The organism is Limnohabitans sp. (genome assembly GCF_044361985.1).
Lineage (GTDB): Bacteria > Pseudomonadota > Gammaproteobacteria > Burkholderiales > Burkholderiaceae_C > Limnohabitans_A.
On sequence record NZ_JBIKHV010000007.1, the window covers coordinates 34,143 to 57,397 of the forward strand.

At 58.7% G+C, this 23,255-nt stretch carries 20 protein-coding genes and 1 tRNA gene; 8 read left to right on the forward strand and 13 right to left on the reverse strand.

What is annotated here, in order from left to right; genetic code table 11:
* Positions 1–35: 35 nt before the first annotated feature.
* The 5 genes from ACIQ3A_RS02755 to nth form a co-directional block, all read right to left on the reverse strand.
* On the reverse strand, positions 36–668 hold the full coding sequence (locus ACIQ3A_RS02755; protein ID WP_396430232.1) for a DUF2894 domain-containing protein: 633 nt from the start codon (positions 666–668) through the stop codon (positions 36–38).
* Positions 669–682: 14 nt separating this feature from the next.
* Entirely contained in the window at positions 683–1,342 is a 660-nt protein-coding gene (locus ACIQ3A_RS02760) for an OmpA family protein (RefSeq protein WP_396430233.1), read from the reverse strand.
* A complete protein-coding gene (locus ACIQ3A_RS02765) occupies positions 1,342–3,501 on the reverse strand; it encodes a DUF802 domain-containing protein (protein ID WP_396430234.1) in 2,160 nt (719 codons plus the stop codon). Before ACIQ3A_RS02765 ends, ACIQ3A_RS02760 begins: the two co-directional genes overlap by 1 nt.
* Positions 3,498–4,322, reverse strand: a complete 825-nt coding sequence (locus tag ACIQ3A_RS02770; RefSeq protein WP_396430235.1) for a DUF3348 family protein — start codon at positions 4,320–4,322, stop codon at positions 3,498–3,500. The genes ACIQ3A_RS02765 and ACIQ3A_RS02770 overlap by 4 nt, the downstream gene beginning before the upstream one ends.
* A gap of 128 nt (positions 4,323–4,450) precedes the next feature.
* Positions 4,451–5,083, reverse strand: coding sequence for an endonuclease III (gene nth, locus ACIQ3A_RS02775; RefSeq protein ID WP_396430236.1), 633 nt, complete (start codon positions 5,081–5,083; stop codon positions 4,451–4,453).
* A 53-nt stretch (positions 5,084–5,136) separates the two neighbouring features.
* On the opposite strand from nth, the gene ACIQ3A_RS02780 reads away from it, so the two are divergent.
* From ACIQ3A_RS02780 to ACIQ3A_RS02790, 3 genes are read left to right on the forward strand one after another with little or no spacing between them, the layout of a single operon-like run.
* On the forward strand, positions 5,137–6,333 hold the full coding sequence (locus tag ACIQ3A_RS02780) for a PLP-dependent aminotransferase family protein (protein ID WP_396430237.1): 1,197 nt from the start codon (positions 5,137–5,139) through the stop codon (positions 6,331–6,333).
* Between the two features lie 10 nt (positions 6,334–6,343).
* Complete coding sequence (locus tag ACIQ3A_RS02785) at positions 6,344–7,174, forward strand: alpha/beta fold hydrolase (RefSeq protein WP_396430238.1); 831 nt, start codon at positions 6,344–6,346, stop codon at positions 7,172–7,174.
* Positions 7,171–7,395 carry a DUF3820 family protein gene (locus ACIQ3A_RS02790; RefSeq protein ID WP_396430239.1) on the forward strand — a complete coding sequence of 75 codons (225 nt, stop codon included), beginning with the start codon at positions 7,171–7,173 and terminating at the stop codon, positions 7,393–7,395. Before ACIQ3A_RS02785 ends, ACIQ3A_RS02790 begins: the two co-directional genes overlap by 4 nt.
* Here the strand turns inward: ACIQ3A_RS02790 and serB are convergent.
* Positions 7,385–8,101, reverse strand: coding sequence for a phosphoserine phosphatase SerB (serB, locus tag ACIQ3A_RS02795; protein WP_396430240.1), 717 nt, complete (start codon positions 8,099–8,101; stop codon positions 7,385–7,387). The genes ACIQ3A_RS02790 and serB overlap by 11 nt on opposite strands.
* A 31-nt stretch (positions 8,102–8,132) precedes the next feature.
* The gene (mfd, locus tag ACIQ3A_RS02800) at positions 8,133–11,627 is read right to left on the reverse strand and encodes a transcription-repair coupling factor (RefSeq protein WP_396430241.1); all 3,495 of its coding nucleotides are present in this window, start codon (positions 11,625–11,627) and stop codon (positions 8,133–8,135) included.
* 214 nt (positions 11,628–11,841) lie between these two features.
* Here mfd and ispD point away from each other — a divergent pair, with 214 nt between their 5' ends.
* Together ispD and ispF are read left to right on the forward strand one after the other, a co-directional pair.
* Positions 11,842–12,570: a 2-C-methyl-D-erythritol 4-phosphate cytidylyltransferase gene (gene ispD / locus ACIQ3A_RS02805; protein ID WP_396430242.1), complete on the forward strand. Its 729-nt coding sequence runs from the start codon at positions 11,842–11,844 to the stop codon at positions 12,568–12,570.
* On the forward strand, positions 12,567–13,046 hold the full coding sequence (gene ispF / locus ACIQ3A_RS02810) for a 2-C-methyl-D-erythritol 2,4-cyclodiphosphate synthase (RefSeq protein WP_396430243.1): 480 nt from the start codon (positions 12,567–12,569) through the stop codon (positions 13,044–13,046). The genes ispD and ispF overlap by 4 nt, the downstream gene beginning before the upstream one ends.
* A gap of 25 nt (positions 13,047–13,071) precedes the next feature.
* Here the strand turns inward: ispF and ACIQ3A_RS02815 are convergent, their stop codons facing one another.
* Genes ACIQ3A_RS02815 through ACIQ3A_RS02825 form a run of 3 tightly spaced genes read right to left on the reverse strand, consistent with a single transcriptional unit; the run spans position 13,072 to position 15,959 of the window.
* Positions 13,072–14,457 (reverse strand): ATP-binding protein, encoded by a 1,386-nt coding sequence (locus ACIQ3A_RS02815; protein WP_396430244.1) that lies wholly within the window; start codon positions 14,455–14,457, stop codon positions 13,072–13,074.
* On the reverse strand, positions 14,454–15,185 hold the full coding sequence (ompR, locus tag ACIQ3A_RS02820) for a two-component system response regulator OmpR (protein WP_396430245.1): 732 nt from the start codon (positions 15,183–15,185) through the stop codon (positions 14,454–14,456). The genes ACIQ3A_RS02815 and ompR overlap by 4 nt, the downstream gene beginning before the upstream one ends.
* A 3-nt stretch (positions 15,186–15,188) precedes the next feature.
* A complete protein-coding gene (locus ACIQ3A_RS02825; RefSeq protein WP_396430246.1) occupies positions 15,189–15,959 on the reverse strand; it encodes a 3-hydroxybutyrate dehydrogenase in 771 nt (256 codons plus the stop codon).
* Between the two features lie 101 nt (positions 15,960–16,060).
* Here ACIQ3A_RS02825 and ACIQ3A_RS02830 point away from each other — a divergent pair, with 101 nt between their 5' ends.
* The 3 genes from ACIQ3A_RS02830 to ACIQ3A_RS02840 all read left to right on the forward strand — a co-directional run bounded on the left by ACIQ3A_RS02830 (position 16,061) and on the right by ACIQ3A_RS02840 (position 19,419).
* Positions 16,061–17,014: an alpha/beta fold hydrolase gene (locus ACIQ3A_RS02830; RefSeq protein ID WP_396430247.1), complete on the forward strand. Its 954-nt coding sequence runs from the start codon at positions 16,061–16,063 to the stop codon at positions 17,012–17,014.
* 40 nt (positions 17,015–17,054) lie between these two features.
* The gene (locus ACIQ3A_RS02835) at positions 17,055–19,280 is read left to right on the forward strand and encodes a RelA/SpoT family protein (protein ID WP_396430248.1); all 2,226 of its coding nucleotides are present in this window, start codon (positions 17,055–17,057) and stop codon (positions 19,278–19,280) included.
* A 62-nt stretch (positions 19,281–19,342) separates the two neighbouring features.
* Positions 19,343–19,419: transfer RNA gene (locus ACIQ3A_RS02840), tRNA-Val, on the forward strand.
* Between the two features lie 184 nt (positions 19,420–19,603).
* Here the strand turns inward: ACIQ3A_RS02840 and ACIQ3A_RS02845 are convergent.
* From ACIQ3A_RS02845 to ACIQ3A_RS02855, 3 genes are all read right to left on the reverse strand, one after another.
* On the reverse strand, positions 19,604–21,643 hold the full coding sequence (locus tag ACIQ3A_RS02845; RefSeq protein ID WP_396430249.1) for a M3 family metallopeptidase: 2,040 nt from the start codon (positions 21,641–21,643) through the stop codon (positions 19,604–19,606).
* 40 nt (positions 21,644–21,683) lie between these two features.
* A complete protein-coding gene (folD, locus tag ACIQ3A_RS02850) occupies positions 21,684–22,535 on the reverse strand; it encodes a bifunctional methylenetetrahydrofolate dehydrogenase/methenyltetrahydrofolate cyclohydrolase FolD (protein ID WP_396430250.1) in 852 nt (283 codons plus the stop codon).
* Positions 22,536–22,612: 77 nt separating this feature from the next.
* A complete protein-coding gene (locus tag ACIQ3A_RS02855; RefSeq protein WP_396430251.1) occupies positions 22,613–23,239 on the reverse strand; it encodes a response regulator transcription factor in 627 nt (208 codons plus the stop codon).
* Positions 23,240–23,255: the final 16 nt, after the last annotated feature.

Consider the following 23,255-nt stretch of genomic DNA (forward strand, 5'->3'; position numbering starts at 1 on the left):
GTTTGAGGGGTGCTGGTCAGGTCAAAGCACGAGGCTTACTTTTTGGGCCGGCTGGGGGCCAGTGCTTTGCTGGGCACCCGTTTCCCCTGTCCTGCGTGCTCCAGAAACAGCAAAGTGTCCACATACCCCATGAATCGGTTCAGGTAATCCGGCGAGACCTCGCGCATCAACCCCAGCGACCGCAGCACCAGCATGTGCGAGTTGATGGGCCCCGCGTTGAGGGGGGCTTGGGCCATGGCTTGCGAGACTTGCTTTTGCACGCTGATCTGACCGAGCTGTTTGCGAAACTGCCGAATGCGCGGACTTTCAGCACGCCATGTGCTGCCAGTACCAGTGTCGGTTTCGGTGGCAGAGCCGGATTCTGCAGATTCAGTCTGCATGTCTTTGAGCAATGCAGCAAGAGGCGAGCCCCCTTGTGTTGGCGTAGCGCATGCCTTCGCCTGGGCTTCGGTCTTGCTGAAAGCCATCCCGACTGGAGCTGCGTCCAGTGTGGCTTTCAAACGAACCAAAGCCATTTCCAGCTTGTCGTTCAGCAGCCTTTGCGCTGGCCCCGTTTGCGCTCGCGCGCGTACGGTCAAAACGCTGATGTAGTGCCAGCTCACCGGCTCCAACTGCGCAGCGCCACGGGCCAGCAGCGATTCATGCAGTGCAGCCAGTGAGAGTTCCATGGGCGCGGCTTCAGTCATCCCGGCTGGGTGTTCGTTTTGCGCTCACGGCTGGCCTTGTCAACTTTGGGCACAGGCGCGATTTCAACGCGCCGGTTTTGTGCGCGGGCTTTGTCGTCGGTGTTGGGCACCAGCGCTTGCTCCTGGCCAAATGCCGCTGCAAAAAGCATGGTCGAAGGCATGCCCTCTTCAATCAGGGTGCGCGTGACTGTGAGGGCCCTTTGGGCCGAGAGTTCCCAGTTGTCTTCAAACTGGCGGTTGCGTCTGCCCACGGCGCTGTCATCCGTGAAACCACTCACCATCAACATTTCTTCGCGTGACTGCAGATAACTGCGCAGGGGGAGCACCAGACTTTTGAGCAGCTGGCGGCCTTCGGGTTCCAGTTTGTCGGAATTCAGTTCAAACAACAATTTACCGCTGATGCCGATACGGCCATTGTTCAGGGTGATGCGTCCACTGGCCAGCGGAATGGCCAGTGCATTTTCAAGGGAGATTCGGCGCTGCTCTTCAACCTGGCGTTTCTGCACTTCGTCTTCGAGCTTCGAGGCCATGTCCAGTTGAGCCGCCATGACGCCCACCAGCAGCAGCACAAACGCCCCGAGCAGACCGGTCATCAAGTCGGCAAACGAGATCCAGGCGGGTGAGGTGGACTCCAGGTCCTGATCGTGCTCCAGCATCAAACTGCACCTTCGGTGGCTGTATCGGCGCGGCGTTGCAGCGCTTCCAGCACGTCTTTCTGGCTGCCGATGCTCAAGTCGACGATTTCACGCGCCTGTGCAACGTAGTAAGCCAGTTGTTCGTCGCTGCGCGTCATCGATTTGTCGATGGCTTGCTCGATGCGCTCCAGGTTGGCCATGAGTTTGTCGTTGCTGGCACTGAAAGATCGGACCGCAAATCCAAACGTCTCTCCCAAACTGGCCACATCCACGGCGCTGGCGGTGACTTGGGCGGCAATGTCGCCCAGCTTGCCTGTTTCATGGGCCACATGTTCATGGAACTGCCCACTCGCCTGGGCCAGCGAGGCTTGGCTCGACTCAACGAGCTTGTCGATCACACCGCGCTGCTCAGTGGATGCGTGGTTGATGGCATCCAGCAGTGTGCTGAGCGTGCCCAGGATGCGCGTGCGCTCTTCTAGCAAGGCGTTGTCGCGCGCCACGCTGACCGAAATTTCCTGGCGCAATTGGCCGATGACTTCCGCTGCCGCTTTGGGCGCTTCAGAGGCCGTTTCGATCAAGCGGGTGATCGGGTCCTCCAAGGCTGTGCCCAGGCGGGTCAGGTGTTCGGTCACGGTGGATTGCAATTCGGCCAAACGTGCCACAGCAGCTTGGCCGCGTTCGTCTTCGGTCTCTCGCAGCGCCGACAGTTCGGTGCGCAACACGCTGGCCAACTCCTGCGCTCGCACGCTGTGTTGCGCTGCCCATTCGGCTTCGGAGGCGATGCGGGCATGCAGCAACTCATCCGAGGTAGCCATCAATCGGGTGATTTCCGCCAAGGTGCGGGTGGCCTGGGTTTGTGTGAAGCTGGTGATTTCTTGCGCAGTATGGGTCAGCGTGTCGCAAATGGCTTGCTGTTGTGCGATGGTTTGCGAACCTGATACGTGCCACTGCTCGGACAGTGATGTGGCCATGTTTTCAAGTGAGGCTTTCCAGGTGTCCAGGCGTTGCTGGTCTGCGTCAACTTGCTGGCTTTGTTGCAAGGCGTAGGCGGTGTTGACCGAATTCACCAGGGCTTGACTGCGTTGCTCAAAAGTCTGGCTGAATGCGTCCAGTGTCTGACCCATGCGCTCTGACATGCCCGTGCTGGCTGCTTCGTGGCGCGAAATGGCGGCGCTGTAGGTTTGGGCCACATGGGTGGTGGTGGCGCTGATTTGTGCATTCAACGCGCCCATGTGTTGCTGCGTGTTGTGCAGCAGGCGCTCGTTCATGGCCTGCGCTTGCTCGGCCAATTGGGTCATGGTGGCCTGTACCACGGGGCGAATGCCATCGCTTGCCATTTGCATGCTTTGGCCCAGACTGCTGCGCAGTGACTGGTCCACCGATTGGGCCAGCGTGGTGTAGGCCGAGTGCACATCCTTTTGAAAGTTTTTTTGGTTGTCCAGCAGGCGATCGTTGAGTTGCTGACTGCTGCGCTCGATCTGCAGCATCAGGCTTTGCAATTGCTGCACCACTTGCGGCAATGCTTGCGATTGCTGCTGCAGTGCCTTGAAAGTTTCTTGCCGTTGGTGCGTGAGTGAAAAACCGCGCAGGCTGGATGCCAGGTGCGTGTCCAGCAGCTGGGAAGCTTGTGCGCGCTCGCGCCGGGCCAGACTGCTCATGAGGCCCAACATGGCAGAAGTGGCCACACCCGCCACCGATGTGCCAAACGCCAGGCCCAGGCCTTTGATGGGCTCAGAAAATGCAGCGCGAATACCAGCCACACTGCTGGAGCCCTCCAGCGCAAAAACTGCACCGTTGAGCGTGACGACCATGCCCAAAAAGGTGCCCAACATGCCCAGCATGACCAACAGACCGACCAGGTAAGGCGTGAGGGCAGGGCCAGGCAGGCCCATGCGTTCCCCTTCAACCCGCTGCCGAATGGGGCTTTGCAGCTCGTAGGGCAGGGTGATCAGCCAGTCGCTCAGGCTTTGGAGTTCCGGGGGTATGTTGGCCAGCCCTTTTCTCAAGGCATCGGTTGAAGACCGGTATTGGCGCAATTCCATCGCCCCAAAGACATAGACTGCGCCAATCAAGGCGGTCATCACCAAAACCAGAAAGTGGCTGCGCGCCACCGTAGCAGCGACCCAGATGACCGCTAAAACGCCGAGTCCGAAGCTGATCTGAAAGGAATATCGTTTCATTGTTGTTGTGCGTGTTCTAAGTTAAATGCCTCAAGCAAGCCGAGTGTGGGCTGCATGCGAGTGTCCAGTTCGGCCAGCAAGGCCGTGCGCAAGGCTTGGCGCAGGGGCATGAGCCAGGCGCTTTGGCGCACGTCCATGGCGATCTCAGCTGCCGCCGTGGCCTCGGCTTGTTTTTTGGTGTGGCGCTTTACGGCTTGCACGAAGCGCTTTTCGTGAAGCTTGGGCACATTGGCCAGCAAAGCAGCTTCCCGTTCGCTGAGGGTGGCTTCAAAAGCTTCATCGAGCGCAGCCAGTTGCTGCAAAGCGCTTGAACTTTTGCGCAACTGTGCGCGAACCTGAGTGCGTAAATTTTGGAGGGTGGCTTCCATTTGCCGTTGCTGGGCGGCATAAAAGCGCCGGTAGGTCGTGAAGGCCGTCTTGGGGTCAATCGGTTCGTCCAGTTCTGCGGGTGGCATGTCGATGCGCGCAAGGCCCGAGCCAGGAGGGGCACCTTCCACAATGGACTGCTCAAGCTGGGACCGAATTTTGTTCACATGACGGCTCAGGGCTTCGGCCGTCATCAAAGCGGCACGGCGCGTGTTGGCAGGTGATGGTTGTAGCTGCAGTTCCGGGTTGAGCACGCCATGCAAGGCAATGGCGTGCCGAAAATTGAGCCAATCCCCCAATTTTTGCCCCACGTCGTAAGTATCCCGGGCAGCGTCGCTCATGTCGTTTTCGGTCAAAAAACGCACGAGTCTGGAACTGTGCAGAGGGGCACGCGAAAGGGGGCGCGTCATAAGAGTTTGGGTTTGGGGTTCAAATGAAAGAGCCAGGGAGCTCATGGTGTGAGGGGCGGGGCAGTCCCTCCGGGCGGGACGGCGGGTCAGGCAAAGGCAGCAAATTTTACCCGCCCTGACCCTCTGGGGCCGGGCCTGATTTGAGGTTCAAAGAAGTCAGTTTTGCACGGTGCTCAGGGCGTTTTGGGCTTGAAATCACAAAATGCCGCCACAGCGCATTCACCACAACGCGGTTTGCGGGCTTGGCACACGTAACGGCCGTGCAAGATCAACCAATGGTGGGCGTCCACCAAATAGTGGGCCGGAATGCGCTTGAGCAGCTTTTGTTCAACCGCCAAAGGCGTCTTGCCCGGGGCCAGGCCTGTTCGGTTGCCCAGACGAAATATATGCGTGTCCACTGCCATGGTGGGCTCGCCAAAGGCCGAGTTAAGGACCACATTGGCCGTTTTTCGACCCACGCCTGGCAGGGCTTCGAGGGCTTCCCGCGTGCGGGGCACCTGCCCACCGTGTTGCGTCACCAAAATTTGGCAGGTTGCCATCAGGTGTTTGGCTTTGCTGCGAAACAGGCCGATGGTCTTGATGTAACTCTCCAGCCCTTGCAGGCCCAGGTCCAGAATTTTTTGCGGCGACCCGGCAACTGGAAACAGCTTGCGCGTGGCTTTGTTCACCCCCACATCGGTAGCCTGGGCCGACAGCAGGACAGCGGCCAGCAGCTCAAACACGCTGGTGTAGGCCAGTTCGGTCACAGGCATGGGGTTGGCAGCTTTCAGTGTGGCAAAAAAAGATTCAATCTGTGCGGGCTTCATGGTGTCCAGATGTAGGCAAAATAAGGGTCAAGTCAACTTGGGGAAGATACACCATGCCATTGCAGTTTGCAGACCGCCTGAACAACGTCGAAACCTCTGCCATTCGGGAGCTATTCAAGCTGCTGGGCAAGCCGGGCATCATCAGCTTTGCCGGCGGCTTTCCTGACAGCGCCCTGTTTGACGTGGACGGCATCCGGGAGGCCAGCAACGCCGCCCTGACGCAAGACCCTGGTGCGGCCTTGCAATACGGCGCCACCGAAGGTTATGGCCCGCTGCGGGAACAGCTGGCTGAATTCATGGTACAAAAAGGCGCCAAAGACGTGACCGCCGATCAACTGATCGTGACCACGGGCAGCCAGCAGGCGCTGGACCTGATTGGCAAGACCATGATCAGCCCTGGCGACAAGGTGATCGTCGAAGGTCCCACATTTTTGGCCACCATCCAGTGCTTTCGCCTTTATGGGGCCGAACTCATCAGCGCTCCGGTGGATGAACACGGTGTCATGACCGACGAACTCGACAAACTGATCGCCGAGCACAAACCCAAATTTGTCTACTTGATCCCGACCTTTGGCAACCCCAGCGGGGCCTTGTTGAGCGCCGAGCGCCGCCGCCAAGTGCTGGAAATGGCCGTCAAGTACCAGACCCTGATTGTCGAAGACGACCCGTATGGTGATTTGTTTTTTGGCGAAGCCCCACCACCCAGCCTGCTGGCCATGAGCGCGTCCGTGCCCGGCAGCCGCGAGTGGCTGGTGCATTGCGGCTCATTGTCCAAAGTGCTGTCGCCCGGTCTGCGTGTGGGCTGGATGGTTGCGCCGCCTGAGTTACTGGCTCGCGCCACCATGTGCAAACAGTTCAGCGATGCGCACACCAGCACCTTTGCCCAGGCCACAGCGGCGCATTACCTCAAGTCGGGCCGCATGCCCGGCACGCTCGACAAAGTCCGTGCCGTCTATGCCCAACGCGCCCAAACCATGGGCCATGCCCTGCGTCAGCAGTTGGGTGATGCGGTGGCGTTTGTGCAGCCTGAAGGGGGTTTGTTTGTCTGGGCCCGCCTGACAGGCGCTGGTGGTCAAGTGGCCGATGGCAATGTGTATGCCAAACGCGCCATCGAGCAAGGCGTGGCCTTTGTACCGGGCGCGCCCTTCTTTTGTGCCCAGCCTGACCATGCCACCTTCCGCCTGAGCTTTGCCACCGTGGGCGAAGACAAGATCCTTGAGGGCGTCTCGCGTCTGGCCAAGGCTTTGTGAGCTTGGACGGATGACCACAGAGCTCTCCCTGAATGTCGATGGCACCGAAGTCTTGCTGCAAGGGCAGGGGGGTCATGTCGTCCTGATGCTGCATGGCTGGCCCGATACCCGCGCCTTGTGGGACGACACCGTACTGGCCCTCAGGGCCGACCATGTTTGCGCGCGCTTGACCTTGCCGGGTTTCACACTCGGCCCGGTGTCTGCCATGTCGCTGGAGGATATGAATCAGTTTTTGCGCCGCGTCATCACCCGCATCAGTCCGGGCAAGCCCGTGACGCTGATGTTGCACGATTGGGGCTGCGTATTTGGTTATGAATTTGCCTTCCGCCACCCCGAACGTGTGGCCCGGGTGGTCGCGGTGGATGTGGGTGACCACAATTCGCCCCATTTGCAGCGCAGTTGGGGCATGCGCGAAAAATTCTCGGTCTTCGCCTACCAATACTGGTTGGCCATGGCCTGGAAAATTGGCCGCTCCTTCAGCCCAGGCTTGGGTAACCGAATGACCCGGGCCATGGCTCGGTGGCTTCGCTGCCCCACTGACCCAGCCAGCATCAGTTACCGCATGAACTACCCCTACGCCATGCAGTGGTTCGGTACGGCTGGGGGGTTCAGGCGGGCCGCCCCGGTGCAGTTGTCCATGCCCACGCTGTATGTGTATGGCGCACGCAAACCCTTCATGTTCCATTCACCTGAATGGCTGGAAAAGTTGGCAGCGCGTGAAGGCTGCGCCGTCGAAGGCCTGCCCTGCGGGCATTGGGTCATGGTGTCAGAGCCCGAAGCGTTTCAGGCCCGCGTGCGCGGATGGCTGGCTGGCTGGCCAAGGATGAGGTTTGCGGCATGAAACCCGAAGACCTGGTGAAGCTGGTCACCACACCCATGCCTTATGGCAAGCACAAGGGCATGCTCATTGCCGATTTGCCCGGCAACTACCTGAACTGGTTTGCCCGTGAGGGGTTTCCCAAAGGTGAGGTGGGCCAGTTGTTGCGACTGATGCAAGAGATCGATCACAACGGCCTGAGCGACCTGCTCAAGCCCTTGCGCCAAGGAAGCATCAAGGTCTGACGACTTCCAGCAAGCGGTCGAGACCCCCCTCGTCAATGGCCACCATGGCCTGTTCGCGTACCTTGGGTTTGGCGTGGTAGGCCACTGAAAGGCCTGCTTCGCCCATCATGGGCAAGTCGTTCGCGCCATCGCCCATGGCGATCGCCTGGTGGGGTGAGATGCCCATTTGCTGGCAGGTTTCCAACAAGGTTTTGCGCTTTTCTTCGCCATCACAAATGTCGCCCCAGGCCTGGTCCACCATGCGACCTGTGAGCAGGCCATCGGCCACTTCAAGCACGTTGGAACGGGTCCAATCAATGCCTAACAGATCGCGCACATGGTCAGTGAAGTAAGTGAACCCGCCCGAGACCAGCAACACTTTCATGCCCGCCACTTTGCAGGCTTTGACCAAATCGGCCGCACCGGGATTCAGGCGAAGGCGGTCGGTCAGCACCTGTTGCATGTGGTTCACGCTGACCCCCTTGAGCAAGGCCACCCGTTGGCGCAGGCTTTCCTTGTAATCGGCAATCTCTCCGCGCATGGCGGCTTCGGTGATGGCGGCGACTTCAGCCTTGCGGCCCGCAGCATCGGCAATTTCGTCCACGCACTCGATGTTGATCAGGGTGGAATCCATGTCAAACGCGATCAGCTTGAACTGGGACAGCGAAAGGGGTGCGGCAATGCCGCGAAGGGTCAAGCCGGGGGCAAATTCGGTAGCAGTTGTCATGGTCTGAAATTATCAAGGGTTGTGAAGGGGTTCAGGCAGGGGCTGTTTCCAGTTTTGGCTGTCCAAGACTGCGCAAAACATCACGCACCATCTGCGCCCGCATCTTGGGGTCGGGCAGTTCGCGTTCAATGCGCAATTTGTCGTTGCCGGCCAGCTTGATGTGCTTGTTTTTCTGGATCAAGCCAATGATGGCCATGGGTTCCACGGGCGGGTTGGGTTTGAAGGTGATCTGAATCACCCCTGGGGCAGCATCGACCTTGATGACACCATAACTTTGGGTCAGCACCCGCAGTCGGTGCACGTCCACCAGCGTTTGCGCCTGTGTCGGCAGTTTGCCAAAGCGGTCGACGATTTCTTCCAGCAAGGCGTCAATCTGGTCGTTGGTTTTGGCGGTGGCCAGTTTCTTGTAAAAGCTCAGGCGCAGGTGCACATCGCCACAATAGTCACCCGGCAGCAAGGCGGGCGCGTGCAGATTGATGTCGGTGGTGGCAGACAAGGGGCTCAGCAAATCAGGCTCTTTACCCGCCTTGAGGCAGCGAACGGCTTCGGACAGCATTTCGTTGTAAAGCTGAAAGCCCACTTCGAGCATGTTGCCGCTCTGGTTCTCGCCCAGAACCTCGCCCGCGCCACGAATCTCCAGATCGTGCATGGCCAAATAAAAGCCGCTGCCCAGTTCTTCCATCTGCTGAATGGCGTCGAGCCGCTGGGCGGCTTGTTTGGTCAGGCCCTGAATTTCGGGCACCATCAAGTAGGCATACGCCTGGTGGTGAGAGCGGCCCACACGGCCTCGCAACTGGTGCAGCTGGGCCAGGCCGAATTTGTCGGCACGGCTCATCACGATGGTGTTGGCAGTCGGCACATCAATGCCAGTCTCGATGATGGTCGAGCACAGCAAGATGTTGTAGCGCTGGGCCACAAAGTCGCGCATCACGCGTTCCAGTTCACGCTCGGGCATCTGGCCATGCGCCACGGCGATGCGCGCTTCGGGCAGGATTTCTTCGAGCTTTTGGCGGCGGTTTTCGATCGTATCGACTTCGTTGTGCAAAAAGTACACCTGCCCGCCGCGCTTGAGTTCGCGCAGCACAGCTTCGCGAATCACGCCCGTGCCCTCATTGCGCACAAAGGTTTTGATGGCCAGACGGCGCTGAGGGGCGGTGGCAATCACGCTCAGATCGCGCAGCCCCTCCAAGGCCATGCCCAGTGTTCTCGGAATGGGCGTGGCGGTCAGGGTGAGCACATCCACCTCGGCCCGCAAGGCTTTCATGGCTTCTTTATGGCGCACGCCAAAGCGGTGCTCTTCATCGATGATGAGCAGCCCCAGATTGTGAAAATGCGTGGAGGCGCTCAGCAACTTGTGCGTACCTACCACGATGTCGACCGTCCCATCGGCAATGCCTTTGAGCGCCGCTGTGACTTCTTTGCCTGAGCGAAAGCGCGACACCTCGGCAATTTGTACAGGCCATTTGGCAAAGCGGTCTTTCAATGTCTGAAAGTGTTGCTCGGCCAGCAAGGTGGTTGGGGCCAGCAAGGCGACTTGTTTACCGCCCGTGACGGCCACAAAGGCAGCGCGCAGCGCCACTTCGGTCTTGCCAAAGCCCACATCACCGCAGACCAGGCGGTCCATCGGACGGGGGCTGATCATGTCCTGAATCACGGCGTGAATGGCCGCGTTTTGGTCGGCTGTTTCTTCAAAACCAAAGTCATTCGCAAAGGTTTCGTAGTCCTGTGGGCTGTACCGGAAAGCGTGGCCTTCGCGTGCGGCCCGGCGCGCATAGATGTTGAGCAGTTCGGCGGCCGAATCGCGCACCTGTTCGGCGGCCTTGCGCTTGGCTTTTTCCCACTGTCCCGAGCCCAACTTGTGCAAGGGGGCCTCGTCAGCACTCACGCCGGTGTAGCGGCTGATCAGTTGCAACTGGCTCACGGGCACATAAAGTGTGGCGTCGCCTGCGTATTCCAAGTGCAAAAACTCTTGAGCAGCGGGTGTGCCATCGGCATTTTTTTCACCCATGTCCATGTTGATCAGGCCCCGATAGCGTCCGATGCCATGTTGGCTGTGCACCACCGGGTCGCCCACGTTCAGCTCGCTCAAGTCCTTGATCAGCGCTTCCACATCGCTGACTTGTTCTTGCTTTTTGCGACGGCGAGTGGTGGGACCTGCGGCAAAGAGCTCGGTTTCGGTGACCAGATCGATGCCTTGCTCAAACCAGTGAAAGCCTTTGTTCAGCGACGAGGTGGCCATGCCGACTTTTTCGTCGCTGACCAAAAACTCATGCAAGGTGTCGAAAACGGGGGGCGTCAGGCCGCTGGAGCGAACAAAATCGAGCAGGCTTTCTCGTCGGCCATTGCTTTCGGCGAGGATCAGCACGCGGCTGACGCCGCTGCGAATATGGGCTTGCAGCCGAGCCAGCGGATCTTCGGCACCGCGCACCACCGTCAGCTCGGGCAGGGCCTGCGCCAGGGTGTTGTCGGGCACGTCGTCTGAACCAGACCTCAGGGCCAGTTGTGCGTGCTGATTGCACAGGCCGTAAAACTGCTCGGCGCTCAAAAACAAAGCATCGGGCGGCAGCACCGGCCGCTCGGGGTCACCCTGCACCAGGCGGTAACGGTCACGGGTGTCTTGCCAAAAACGCTGAAAGGCCGGTTCCAGATCACCGTGCAGGACCAAGGTGGCCGCATCGGCCTGGCCAGCGCCCAAGTAGTCGAACACCGTCGCGGTCTCTTCAAAGAACAAGGGCAGGTAATACTCGATGCCCGCTGTCGCCACGCCGTTGCCCATGTCTTTGTAGATACGGCTTTTGGTGGGGTCGCCTTCGAGCAATTCGCGCCAGCGGCTGCGAAAGCGCGCACGGGCCGCTTCATCCATCGGAAACTCTCGACCTGGCAACAGACGCACTTCCGGCACGGGGTAGAGGCTGCGCTGGCTGTCGGGGTCAAAGGTGCGGATGCTGTCGATCTCGTCGTCAAACAAGTCCACTCGGTAGGGCACCAAGGAGCCCATGGGGAACAAATCAATCAGGCCACCGCGCACCGCGTATTCGCCGGGGCTGACCACTTGGCTCACATGCGAGTAGCCCGCCAGCGTGAGCTGGGCCTTGAGCTGCGCTTCGTCGAGCTTTTGCTTGACCTTGAATTCAAAGGTGTAACCCGCCAGAAAAGAGGGCGGAGCCAGCCGGTAAAGTGCTGTGGTGGCGGGCACCAACACCACGTCGGCGCTTTCTGGGTGGTTGCGCTGCTTGATGCGCCACAACGTGGCCAGGCGCTCGCTGATCAGGTCTTGGTGCGGAGAAAAGGTGTCATAGGGCAGGGTTTCCCAGTCTGGAAACACCACGCAGCGCAGGCTGGGTTCAAAAAAAACCAGTTCTTCCATCAGGCGCTGGGCATCGGCGGCATCGGCCGTGACGATGGCCGTGACCTTACCGGTCTTTTTCTCGCGTTCAGCCAGTTGTGCCAGCAGCACAGCATCTGCTGACCCCACAGGGCGGGGTAGCGTGAATCGTTTGCCGATATTGAGGCTTGGAAGTGGCATGTCGGTGGTGTTGGAAAATGCAAAAACCCCCCGCCAAAAAGGAGGGGGGTGGGCGAGTTGGCAGACCGAGGTATTGTAGAAGGCGATCAATGACCCAGGGTTGTTCAATGCGGCTGGGTGCCCAAGCGCCTGAGTGAGTTGAGCCATTGGCCCAACACAAGGCTTCAGACCCGAAAAATTGGGCCGCGGAGGCAAGCTTCTACAATGGAAGGCCATGCCCAAGACTTTTGATTCCCCCCGTTTTCATGTGCTGATTCCCTGTGCCGGTCAGGGCAGCCGTGCTGGTACCGCCATGCCCAAGCAATACCAAACTGTTGCCGGGCGCCCGATGCTCATGCACACCTTGCAGGCTTTGGCGCAGGTGCCGCAAATAGCCGATGGTTTCGTGGTTCTGGCGCCTGACGACGACTTTGTCTGGCCCGCGGATCAGCGCTGGCCGTCAAAATTTGTTCGTTTGGCGTGCGGCGGTGCAAGCCGCGCTGAGAGCGTGTTCAACGGCCTGAGCGCCATGCTGGCTGCGGGGGTCTGCGCCGACGATTGGGTGTTGGTGCACGACGCAGCGCGTTGCCTGATCACACCTGAGGCCGTCTCTCTGTTGATCGAAACGTGCCGGGATGACCCTGTGGGCGGTTTGCTCGCCTTGCCGTTGCCCGACACCCTGAAGTCTCACAGGCTGACGGAGCAGGGCGCCCGTGTAGCCGACACCGTGCCCCGCGATGACAAATGGCTGGCACAAACGCCGCAAATGTTCCGTTTGGATGCCTTGCACAGCGCGTTGGCCAGTGCGGTCACCAATGGGTTTGAGGGCATCACCGACGAGTCCAGTGCCATGGAACGCTTGGGCCTTTCGCCTCGCCTGGTGCCTGGATCGACCCAGAATCTGAAAGTAACTTACCCGGCAGACTTTGCATTTGCCGAAGCTGTTTTGAAAGGCAACGCATGAACATCCGAATGGGTGAAGGCTGGGATGTACACGCCCTGGTGCCTGGCAGAAAACTGATTTTGGGTGGCGTCGAGATTTCGCACACTGCAGGCCTCTTGGGCCACTCGGATGCTGATGTGCTGTTGCACGCCATCACCGATGCGGTGCTGGGCGCTGCAGGTCTGGGCGACATCGGACGGCATTTTCCCGATACCGATGTTCAGTTCAAAGGCGCTGATTCGGCGGTGTTGTTGGCTGAAGCCATGCGGCGTGTGCGTGCCCAGGGCTATGAGTTGCTCAACGTTGACAGCACCGTGATCGCTCAGGCGCCCAAATTGGCGCCGCACATGGAGGCCATGTGCGCCTCGGTGGCACGTGCGTTGGGAGTGGACGTCAGTCAGGTCAATGTGAAAGCCAAAACCGCAGAAAAATTGGGCCCGGTGGGGATGGGGCAAAGCATCGAGGCCCGCGCGGTCGCGTTGCTGAAAAAGCAGTAACAGACAGGACTTTGGGTGCTTGAAATCAAGACTCGCTTGGCACTTGCCTGAACTTCATCAGGGCCATCAGCCCACCAGCGCTGTTGTTGAACACCGAAAAGGTGCCGCCCATGCGCTGCACCGAGCGTTCCACAATGGCCAAACCCAAGCCTGATCCGGTGGCGGATGTTCTGGCTGCATCGCCCCTGAAGAAGGGTTGCGTCAGGTTTTTCAAGGCTTCTTCAGACACACCAGGGCCCTGGTCTCGCACCCTCAGCAAGACCCAGCCCTCGTGCACACGGGCCACGATTTCGACGCGCGTCACGCCATCGGCCGGGCTTTGACCATATCGGCGGGCGTTTTCCAGCAAGTTGGACAAAACGCGCACCAACTCCACCTGCTCGGCTTTCACCAGCAAGTCTTCCGCCACATCCACCGAGATTTCAAAGCGCGGATTGTTTCGCCAGGGGGAAATGCTGCGGCTGATCACGCCCGATAGCAATACAGGCCCCAAATCATTGGGCTCGGGTCGCGCATAGTCCAGAAATTTATCGATGATGGCGTCAAGCTGCGCAATGTCAGCGGCCATCAAATCTCGGGTTTCGAGGTCGGCAACGCTGAGCTCTGTTTCTAGCCGCAAACGCGCAAGGGGCGTGCGCAGGTCGTGCGAGATGCCTGCCAGCATCAAGGCCCTTTCATGTTCGATTTTGGCCAGGCGCTCGGCCATGCGGTTGAAGCCAATGTTGACCTCGCGGATCTCACTGGTGGCCGCGTCTTCGTCCAAAGTGGAAGTATTGAAATGCCCCTCTCTGACCTGGCTGGCTGCAAACGACAGGCGTTTCAGGGGTTGGTTGATCAGTCCGGCCATCATGGCGGCACCGGCCAAAGACAGCGCCAATGTGACACCCAACCAAGTCAGCCAGGCTGAGCCGCCAAGGGGCTGCAGCCGCTCAGGGTCCATTTGCAGCCAATAACTGTCGCGCTCCATCTGGAACCCCACCCAAAGTCCGGCAGCGTCATTCACGCGCGAGGCGATCACGGTGCCTGGCCCGAGCCGTTTGACCATCTCTTCCACCAGCTGGTTTTCCATGCCTGAAGCGATAAAAGGCACTATTTTGTCCCCGGGTTCGCGGGTCTGGATGCTCACGTCCTCTTCGTCTGCCAACATTTTGAGCAGCGCCACCCGTGCAATGGCATCGGAGTGCATCAATGCGGTCTTGGTCAAATTGACCACGGTGGCAATTTGATGGGCATTTCGCAAAATGCGCGGCTCGTATTCCTGGGTGCGAAACATTTGCAGCCAAGCGAGGCTGCTGCACAGAATCAACAAAGCCAGTAAAAAGAAAGTCCGCCAAAACAGACTCAGCTTGAACCTGCGGGGCGACTCATCGGGTTCTGTCTGCTCGGGGGGGGAGATTTCAGGTGCGCTCACGGCTGACCATCAGGCACAAACACATACCCAACGCCCCAGACGGTTTGAATGATTTTGGGGGTGGCAGGGTCCAGCTCGATCATTTTTCGCAGTCTGGAAATCTGCACGTCCAGGCTCCGGTCGAAGGGCTCAAATTCGCGTCCCCGGGCCAGATGGGCCAGTTTGTCACGCGTGAGCGCTTGCTTGGGATGCCTTGCGAGGGCTTTCAGCATGGCAAATTCACCGCTGGTCAGCGGCATCTCCTGGCCATTTTTAGACAAGGACCGAGTCCCCAAATCCAGCAAAAAAGCCCCGAACGCAATGACCTCATGCTCACTGGTTGACGGCGCCCCCGGCACTTCACTTTGGGGCCTGCGGCGCAAAACCGCATGGATGCGTGCCAGCAATTCACGCGGGTTGAAGGGCTTGCCCAGGTAGTCATCTGCACCGATCTCCAGTCCAGTGATGCGGTCCACATCCTCAACTTTGGCCGTCAACATGATGACCGGTATCTTGACCCCAGCAGCACGCAGGCGACGACATATGGTCAGGCCATCCTCACCGGGCAACATCAAATCCAGCACCATCAAATCGATCGTTTCACGCTGCAAGATGCGGTCCAATGCACGCCCGTCTTCGGCCAGTAAAACGTCAAAGCCTTCTTGTGACAGAAAACGGCGCAACAAATCGCGGATGCGGGCGTCATCGTCGACGATGACGATCTTGTCAAGGCGTGATGATGTGCTCATGGTTTATTGCGCGGTCCAGCCACCATCCATGTTCCAGGCCACACCGCGCACGTTGTTGCCCGCAGGTGAGCAAAAGAACACCGCCAATTCACCCAGCTCTTCGGGGGTGGTGAACTGCATCGAGGGCTCTTTCTCCTGCAACAAAACTTTTTTGGCTTCTTCGTTGGACAAGCCCATGGCAACCGCTTTGGCATCCACCTGTTTTTGTACCAGCGGGGTCAGCACCCAACCTGGGCAAATGGCGTTGCAGGTCACGCCCGTGGTGGCGTTTTCCAAAGCAGTGACTTTGGTCAGTCCGACCACGCCGTGCTTGGCGGCCACATAAGCCGACTTTTCTGCCGAGCCCACCAAACCGTGGATGGAAGCCACGTTGATGATGCGCCCCCAGTTGCGGGCCTTCATGGCTGGCAGGGCCAAGCGTGTGGCGTGAAAGGCGCTGCTCATGTTGATCGCAATGATCGCGTCCCAGCGTTCAACCGGAAAATCTTCGATTTTTGCGACGTGCTGAATGCCTGCGTTGTTCACCAGAATGTCCACGCAGCCGAAGGTGTCGGCGGCAAACTTCATCATGGCGTCGATCTCAGAGGCTTTGCTCATGTCAGCGCCATGGTAAGCAACCTTGACGCCCAAGGCGGCGATTTCGGCTTTGGGGCCCTCGACATCACCAAAGCCATTCAAAACGATGTGCGCACCTTGTTTGGCCAATGCCTTGGCAATGCCCAGTCCGATACCGCTGGTTGAACCCGTAACCAAAGCCGTTTTACCTTGCAACATGATTTCCACTCCAAAAGATCAATTAGGATGTTCTAAAGTCCATTATGGCGCTGCAAAAGCCCGGTTTGAACCAAGGCGCCCTCAGATTCTTCCTGATCACTATGTCCACCATCACCACACCGCCCCAACTTGACTTTGTCAGCTGCCCCCACCCCGAAGGCCAACACCGCATGGCGTATTGGCGCTGGGGCGATATGCGGGCTCGTCATGTGGTGGTGTGTGCACATGGACTGACGCGTCAAGGCCGAGATTTTGACCGCCTGGCACAAGCCCTTGTGGCCCAAAACCCGGAGCCTTTGCAAGTCATTTGCCCAGATGTGGTGGGCCGGGGCCGCAGCGAGTGGCTCAGCAACCCTTCGGGCTACCAAATTCCGCAATATGCCGCTGACATGCTGGCCCTATTGGGCCAACTGAACGCACAAATGAGCGAACAAATGAGCGACCCATTGGGCGCAACAAACGCCATGCAAACGCTGGACTGGGTCGGCACCAGCATGGGCGGTCTCATCGGCATGGTCTTGGCCGGCCAGCCCGGCTTGCCTTTGCCTGCGCCCATTCGTCGTCTGGTTCTGAACGATGTCGGACCCGCCATCAGCTGGTCTTCGGTTCAACGCATGCAAACCTATGTCGGTCAATATGGGCAGTACCGCGACCTGGATGAGGCTGCTGCGGTTCTGCGTGAATTGTCTCAAGGCTTTGGGCCTGTGCCTGCCGATGTCTGGCGCGAGATGTCCGCTCACATGACACGGCCGGGCTTAAACGGTGCGTTGACTTTGCACTACGACCCGGCCATTGGTGTGCCGGTTCGAGCCCTGACCGAAGAGTTGGCCACCGCAGGCGAAGCCGCGCTGTGGACCTTGTACGACCAGATCCAGGCCACGACCCTGTTAATTCGCGGACAAGACTCGGATTTATTGACCCCTGAAACGGCCATGGCTATGGCGCAGCGCGGCCCCAGGGCGCGTTTGGAGACTTGGGCAGGTTTTGGCCATGCGCCCACATTGACCAGCGACGACCAGATGGCTTCGGTGGCCAAATTCCTGATGGGTGTTTGAACCCATGGTCAGCCCCACTTCCAGCCATTCCGCAAGCCCGATGTCGGCATCTGGACGTTTGCATGCGCCCCTGCTGCCACCCGTCATGCTGGCCACCGCTGATGCGGCCGAACAGGCCGAAACACGGGCCAAAGCCCGTGCCTTTGCCGAGCCACTGATTGCCGGTGAAATACTGGACACCGGAGAGAACATCCTTGCGCATGCCGATGCTGTCGCCGCCATCCTGGCAGACATTGGCAGCTCGGTCGCCATGCAGGCGGCCAGTTATCTGGTCTACACCTGCCCGCACCTGAGCAAACCCGAAGAGGTCTTGGCCAAGTCCTTTGGCCCCCATTTGGCACAGTTGGCCATGCAAACCAACCAGTTGGTGCATCTGCAGCGCTTGTCCAGAGCGGCAGAAAACAGCAACCCGGGCTCAGACAACTCACAGCTCAGCCCCCAGTTGCAAACCGAGAATGTTCGCAAAATGTTGCTGGCCTTCAGCCGTGATTTGCGGGTGGTCATGCTGCGTCTGGCCTCACGTTTGCAAACCCTGCGCCATTTCGCGGCGACCAAACTGCCTGTTCCCCAGGCCTTGGCCAGCGAATCCTTGCGCGTCTTTGCGCCACTGGCCAACCGCCTGGGGATATGGCAGATCAAATGGGAAATGGAAGACTTGTCATTCCGTTTTCTGGAGCCTGCCACTTACAAAGACATTGCTCGGCTGCTCGATGAAAAACGCGCTGAACGCGAAAGGTACATGCTGGAACTGCGCCAGCGTTTGCAGCAAGCCTTGGCCAACCAGGGCATCGCGGCCTCGGTCGAAGGTCGGCCTAAACACATCTACAGCATCGTGCGAAAAATGCGCGGTAAATCGTTGGCGTTTGACCGTGTATTCGATATTCGGGCCCTGCGCGTCGTGGTGCAAAGCGTGGCAGATTGCTACCAGGTGCTGAGCTGGGTTCATGAACACTTTACAGCCATCGAGCAAGAGTTTGATGACTACATTGCCAAGCCCAAAGCCAATGGCTACCAGTCGCTGCACACGGTGGTGCGGGATGTGGATGGCGGCCCGATTGAGGTGCAAATTCGCACCCAGGGGATGCATGAACACGCTGAACACGGCGTGGCCGCCCACTGGGCTTACAAGGAAGCGGGCGCAAAAGGCTATGCCGGGGTGTCTGCCAACAGCGAATACGACACCAAAATCGCCGTGCTGCGCCAATTGCTGGCCTGGGAGCGCGACCTGTCCGGCGCTGCACAAGACCAGGCGAAGGGAAGCCACCTGTTTGACGACCGCATTTATGTGCTGACGCCTGAAGCTGCGGTGGTTGAATTGCCGCAAGGGGCCACGCCCATCGACTTTGCTTACACCGTACACACCAATTTGGGCCATCGGTGCAGAGGCGCCAAAGTGGATGGCGCCATGGTGCCTTTGAACACGCCGTTGGCCAATGGTCAGACGGTTGAGATCACGGCCATCAAGGAAGGCGGGCCCTCTCGGGACTGGCTCAACCCCGAACTGGCTTACTTGGCCAGTCCCCGTGCACGGGCTAAGGTGAGGGCTTGGTTCAACGCCCAAATCAGCGCTGAAACCATTGCCCGTGGCCGCGAATCGGTCGAAAAACTGCTTCAGCGCCTCGGTCGCACATCGATTCGCCTGGACGACCTGGCCAGCCAGTTGGGCTTCAAGTCGGCCGATGGCCTGTTTGAGGTGGTGGGCAAAGACGAATACTCATTGCGCAACATTGAGGTGTTGCTGAATCCACCGGAGCCAGCTCTGGAGCCCGACGCGTACTTCCAAAAGAAGTTCAAAGGGACTGCCCCCCGCAAATCGCCCTCAGGTGTTCTGGTGGTCGGTGTCGATTCGCTGCTGACGCAACTCTCACGCTGCTGCAAACCTGCGCCGCCAGACCCCATCAGCGGCTTTGTCACGCGCGGAAAGGGCGTGAGCATTCACCGGCAAGATTGCAGTAACTTTCGCGAGTTGGCTTCCCGCCACGCAGAGCGCGTCATTGAAGTACGCTGGGGCGATCACAAAGGCCCCGATGCCTCGGTTTATCCCGTCGATGTGGCGGTGGAGGCATTTGATCGGCAGGGCCTTTTGCGTGACATTTCTGAAGTTTTTGCCAAAGAGAAAATGAACGTGATTGGCGTGCAAACCCAGTCTGTCAAAGGTACGGCATGGATGACTTTCACTGTGGAAATCCATGATGCGGTCAGCTTGAACAAAGTGCTGGGCAGCGTTCGTGGCGTCAAGGGTGTGAGGGCTGCCCGTCGACGTTGAAGTTTTGCAGAGCAGGTTGTCGAAGAAAGCCCGTTTTTTGCTGATACAATTTAAGGCTTAGCAGGCGCGTAGCTCAGTTGGTTAGAGCACCACCTTGACATGGTGGGGGTCGCTAGTTCGAATCTAGTCGCGCCTACCAAATTCGGTAGGAAAATCAAGCACTTGGCGGAAACGCCTGGTGCTTTTTTTTGTCCATTTACGCTTATCAAACCGGTGTAGCAAGGACAAGGACAAGAACAACCCACCAAGCCAATGTCTGACCTGGCGGGAGGCACGATGAAACTCCACTCAGCGCAAAGGATGCCTGCTCTGACAGCACGGACTCAAGCGCTGACCATCCCCTGATGGCGCAGCAGGGCATCCATGCTGGGTTCACGGCCCCGAAAAGCCTTGAACGACTCCAGGGCAGGGCGGCTACCACCGGCTTCCAAAATGGCTTTTCGGTACAGGCGCCCGGTTGCCACGCTCGGTGTGCCATCGGCGGCTGCGGTTTCCTCAAAGGCGGCATAGGCATCGGCGCTCAGCACTTCAGCCCACTTGTAGCTGTAATAACCGGCAGCATAACCGCCGGCAAAAATGTGGCTGAAGGTATGGGCCATGCGGTTGAACGAGGGGGGTTGCATCACAGCGACTTCGTCACGCACCTTCTGCAGCAAGGGCATGAAGTCTTGCGCCGGGTCGTGTTCTGAGTGCACCAGCATGTCAAACAATGAAAACTCGATCTGGCGCAGGGTTTGCAGGCCGCTCTGGAAGTTTTTGGCGGCCAGTATCTTGTCGAACAGGTCGCGCGGTAAAGGCTGGCCCGTTTCCTCGTGCGCCGTCATGTGGCTGATCACGGACCATTCCCAGCAGAAGTTTTCCATGAATTGACTGGGCAACTCGACTGCATCCCATTCAACGCCGCTGATGCCCGAGACATCGCGTTCGTTGACTTGCGTGAGCATGTGGTGCAGGCCGTGGCCAAACTCATGGAACAGGGTGATCACATCATCGTGGGTCAACAGAGCAGGGCGCCCATTCACACCTTCTGCAAAATTGCAGACCAGATGGGCCACGGGTGTTTGCAACAAACCCGTGTCAGGGCGCTCCCAACGACCGCGCACATCGTCCATCCAGGCACCGCCGCGTTTACCCGAGCGGGCAGGGGGGTCCAAGTAGAACTGACCCACCAACTGGCCTTGCCGTTCAATGCGGTAAAAGCCCACGGCAGGGTGCCAGACCGGTGCCTGGTCGGGTTGAATATTGACTTCAAACAAGGTTTCGATGATCTTGAACAGACCCGCCAGCACCTTGGGCGCAGTGAAGTATTGTTTGACTTCTTGCTCACTGAAGCTGTAACGGGCTTCCTTGAGTTTTTCAGACAGATAGGGCACATCCCAAGCGTTCAGCGGGCCATGAATGCCGAGTTCTGTGGCGGCAAATTCGCGCAGATCGGCGAGGTCTTTCTCGGCAAATGGCCGGGCCTTGACGGCCAAATCGCGCAAAAATCCGATGACTTTTTCGGGCGATTCGGCCATTTTGGGCACCACCGATGCCTGGGCGTAATTGTCAAAACCCAGCAGACGGGCTTCTTCCTGGCGCAGGGCCAGAATTTCTTGCATCAAAGGGGTGTTGTCGAAATGCCTGGCATCTTCTGGTGCCTGATCGGAGGCGCGAGTGACATGCGCTTTATAAAGTTGTTCGCGCAGGGCTGCGTTGTCGGCATATTGCATGACGGGCAGGTAAACCGGCATCTTGAGTGACAGACGGTGCCCTTCTTGGCCTTCTTTCTGGGCGGCTTCCCGGGTGGCTTGCAACACGTCGGCGGGCAGGCCTGTGAGCGCGTCTTCCGTCACGTACAGGGCAAAGCTTTCGGTCGCGTCCAGCGTGTTTTCGCTGAATTTCTGAGTGATTTCTGCCAAGCGTTCTTGAATGGCTGCATAACGCTCTTTGGCTGGGCCTTGCAGTTCGGCACCGCCCAACACGAAGGCTCGCAAGGCGTTTTTATGGGCCTGCTGTTGTTCGGGGTTGAGGCCAGCCACATCAATGGCTTTGTATTTGGCGTACAGGCGCTCGTCACTGCCAAGGCGTGTCCAGAATTCGGTCACCCGGGGCAGTGCGGCGTTGTAGGCAGCACGCAATTCGGGCGTATCGGCCACGCTGTTGAGGTGGCTCACAGCGCCCCATGCCATACCCAAACGTTCGTTGCTCACGTCCAGCGTTTGGGCGATGGCCTTCCAGTCGGCCGGAAAATCGGGCACCGTGACTGTTTCAAGTGCTGTTTCGGCGGCTGCCAACAGGATGTCCAGTGCCGGGGCCACATGCTCTGGGGCAATTTGGTCAAAAAGGGGCAGGCCGGGTAAGTCAAGCAAGGGGTTGGTCATGAAGGTTTCCGGATGTGGGGCTGGTGCACAAATTTGTTCATCAATTGGAGGCGCGTTCCGCCGCTTCAAGGGTGTTGACCAACAGCATTGTGATGGTCATGGGGCCGACGCCGCCAGGGACGGGGGTGATGTGGCTGGCGACTTGGCTCACGCCTTCAAAGTCCACATCCCCGCAGAGTTTGCCTTGCTCGTTGCGGTTCATGCCCACGTCCAGCACCACAGCGCCGGGTTTGACCATGTCGGCGGTCAGCACATTGCGCTTGCCCACCGCAGCGACGATCACATCGGCCTGCAAGGTGATGGCCTTGAGGCCTTGGGTGTGGGAATGGCAAACGGTGACGGTGGCATCTTTTTGCAGCAGCATCAGCGCCATGGGTTTGCCCACAATGTTGCTGCGCCCGATGACCACGGCGTGTTTACCCTTCAGGTCATAGCCAATGCTTTCCAGCATCTTCATGCAGCCATAAGGCGTGCAGGGCCAAAAACCGGGCATGCCGGTCATCAGGGCCCCTGCGCTGGCGATGTGGAATCCGTCGACATCTTTGGCTGGGCTGATGGCTTCAATCACCTTTTGAGCGTCGATCTGCGCAGGCAGTGGCAGTTGCACCAGGATGCCGTGGATGGCAGGGTCCTGGTTCAAGGCTTCGACCCGGGCCAGCAAGTCGGCTTCGGTCATGCTGACCTCGTATTTTTCGAGCACTGAGTGCAGACCGCTGTCTTCACAGGCCTTGACCTTGTTGCGTACATAAACCTGGCTGGCTGGGTTGTCCCCCACCAACAGCACGGCCAGACCAGGTGTGATGCCCTTGGCCCTCAAGGCCTCGGCTCGGGCGGCCACATCAGAACGCAGATGTTTGGACAGGGCGATGCCGTCGATGATTTGGGCAGTCATTGTGAAGAGTATGAATAAGTCAGTGAAAAATGCAAAACGCCCGACAGCGGCGGGCGTTTCAATGGGAAAGCCTGTGCTCAGGCCTTGGCTGCGTTTTGTCCCAGGGCAATTTTGAGCAAGTCGGCCACGGTGTTGGCGTTCAGCTTTTCCATGATGTTGGCGCGGTGTGCTTCCACCGTCTTGATGCTGATCCCCAGATCGTCAGCGATCTGTTTGTTCAGGCGTCCGGCAACGATTCGTTCCAAAACCTGGGCTTCACGGCCTGTGAGTTTTGACAAAAGGGCATCGCGACTGGCCGCTTGCTGGTAGTCCGCAAAGGCGTCCCGGGCTTCATCAAGCATGCGTTCGACCAAAACGAGCAATTCTTCTTCCTTAAAAGGCTTTTGAATGAAGTCCATGGCGCCTTTTTTCATGGTGTTCACTGCCATAGGCACGTCACCATGGCCGGTGATGAACACGATAGGCAAGGGTGATCGGCGCTCAATCAGGCGGTCTTGCAGCTCCAAACCGGTCATGCCACCCATGCGGATGTCGGCGATCAGACAGGCCACTTCACGGGGGTCGTAGCGGCTGATGAACGATTCGGCGCTGTCAAAACAACGCACCCGGTAGTCTTTGCCTTCGAGCAGCCACTGCAAGGAGTCGCGCACCGCTTCGTCGTCGTCCACAACGTACACAGTGCCTTTTTTGGGAATTAAGCTCATTCATTTACCCCGTGGG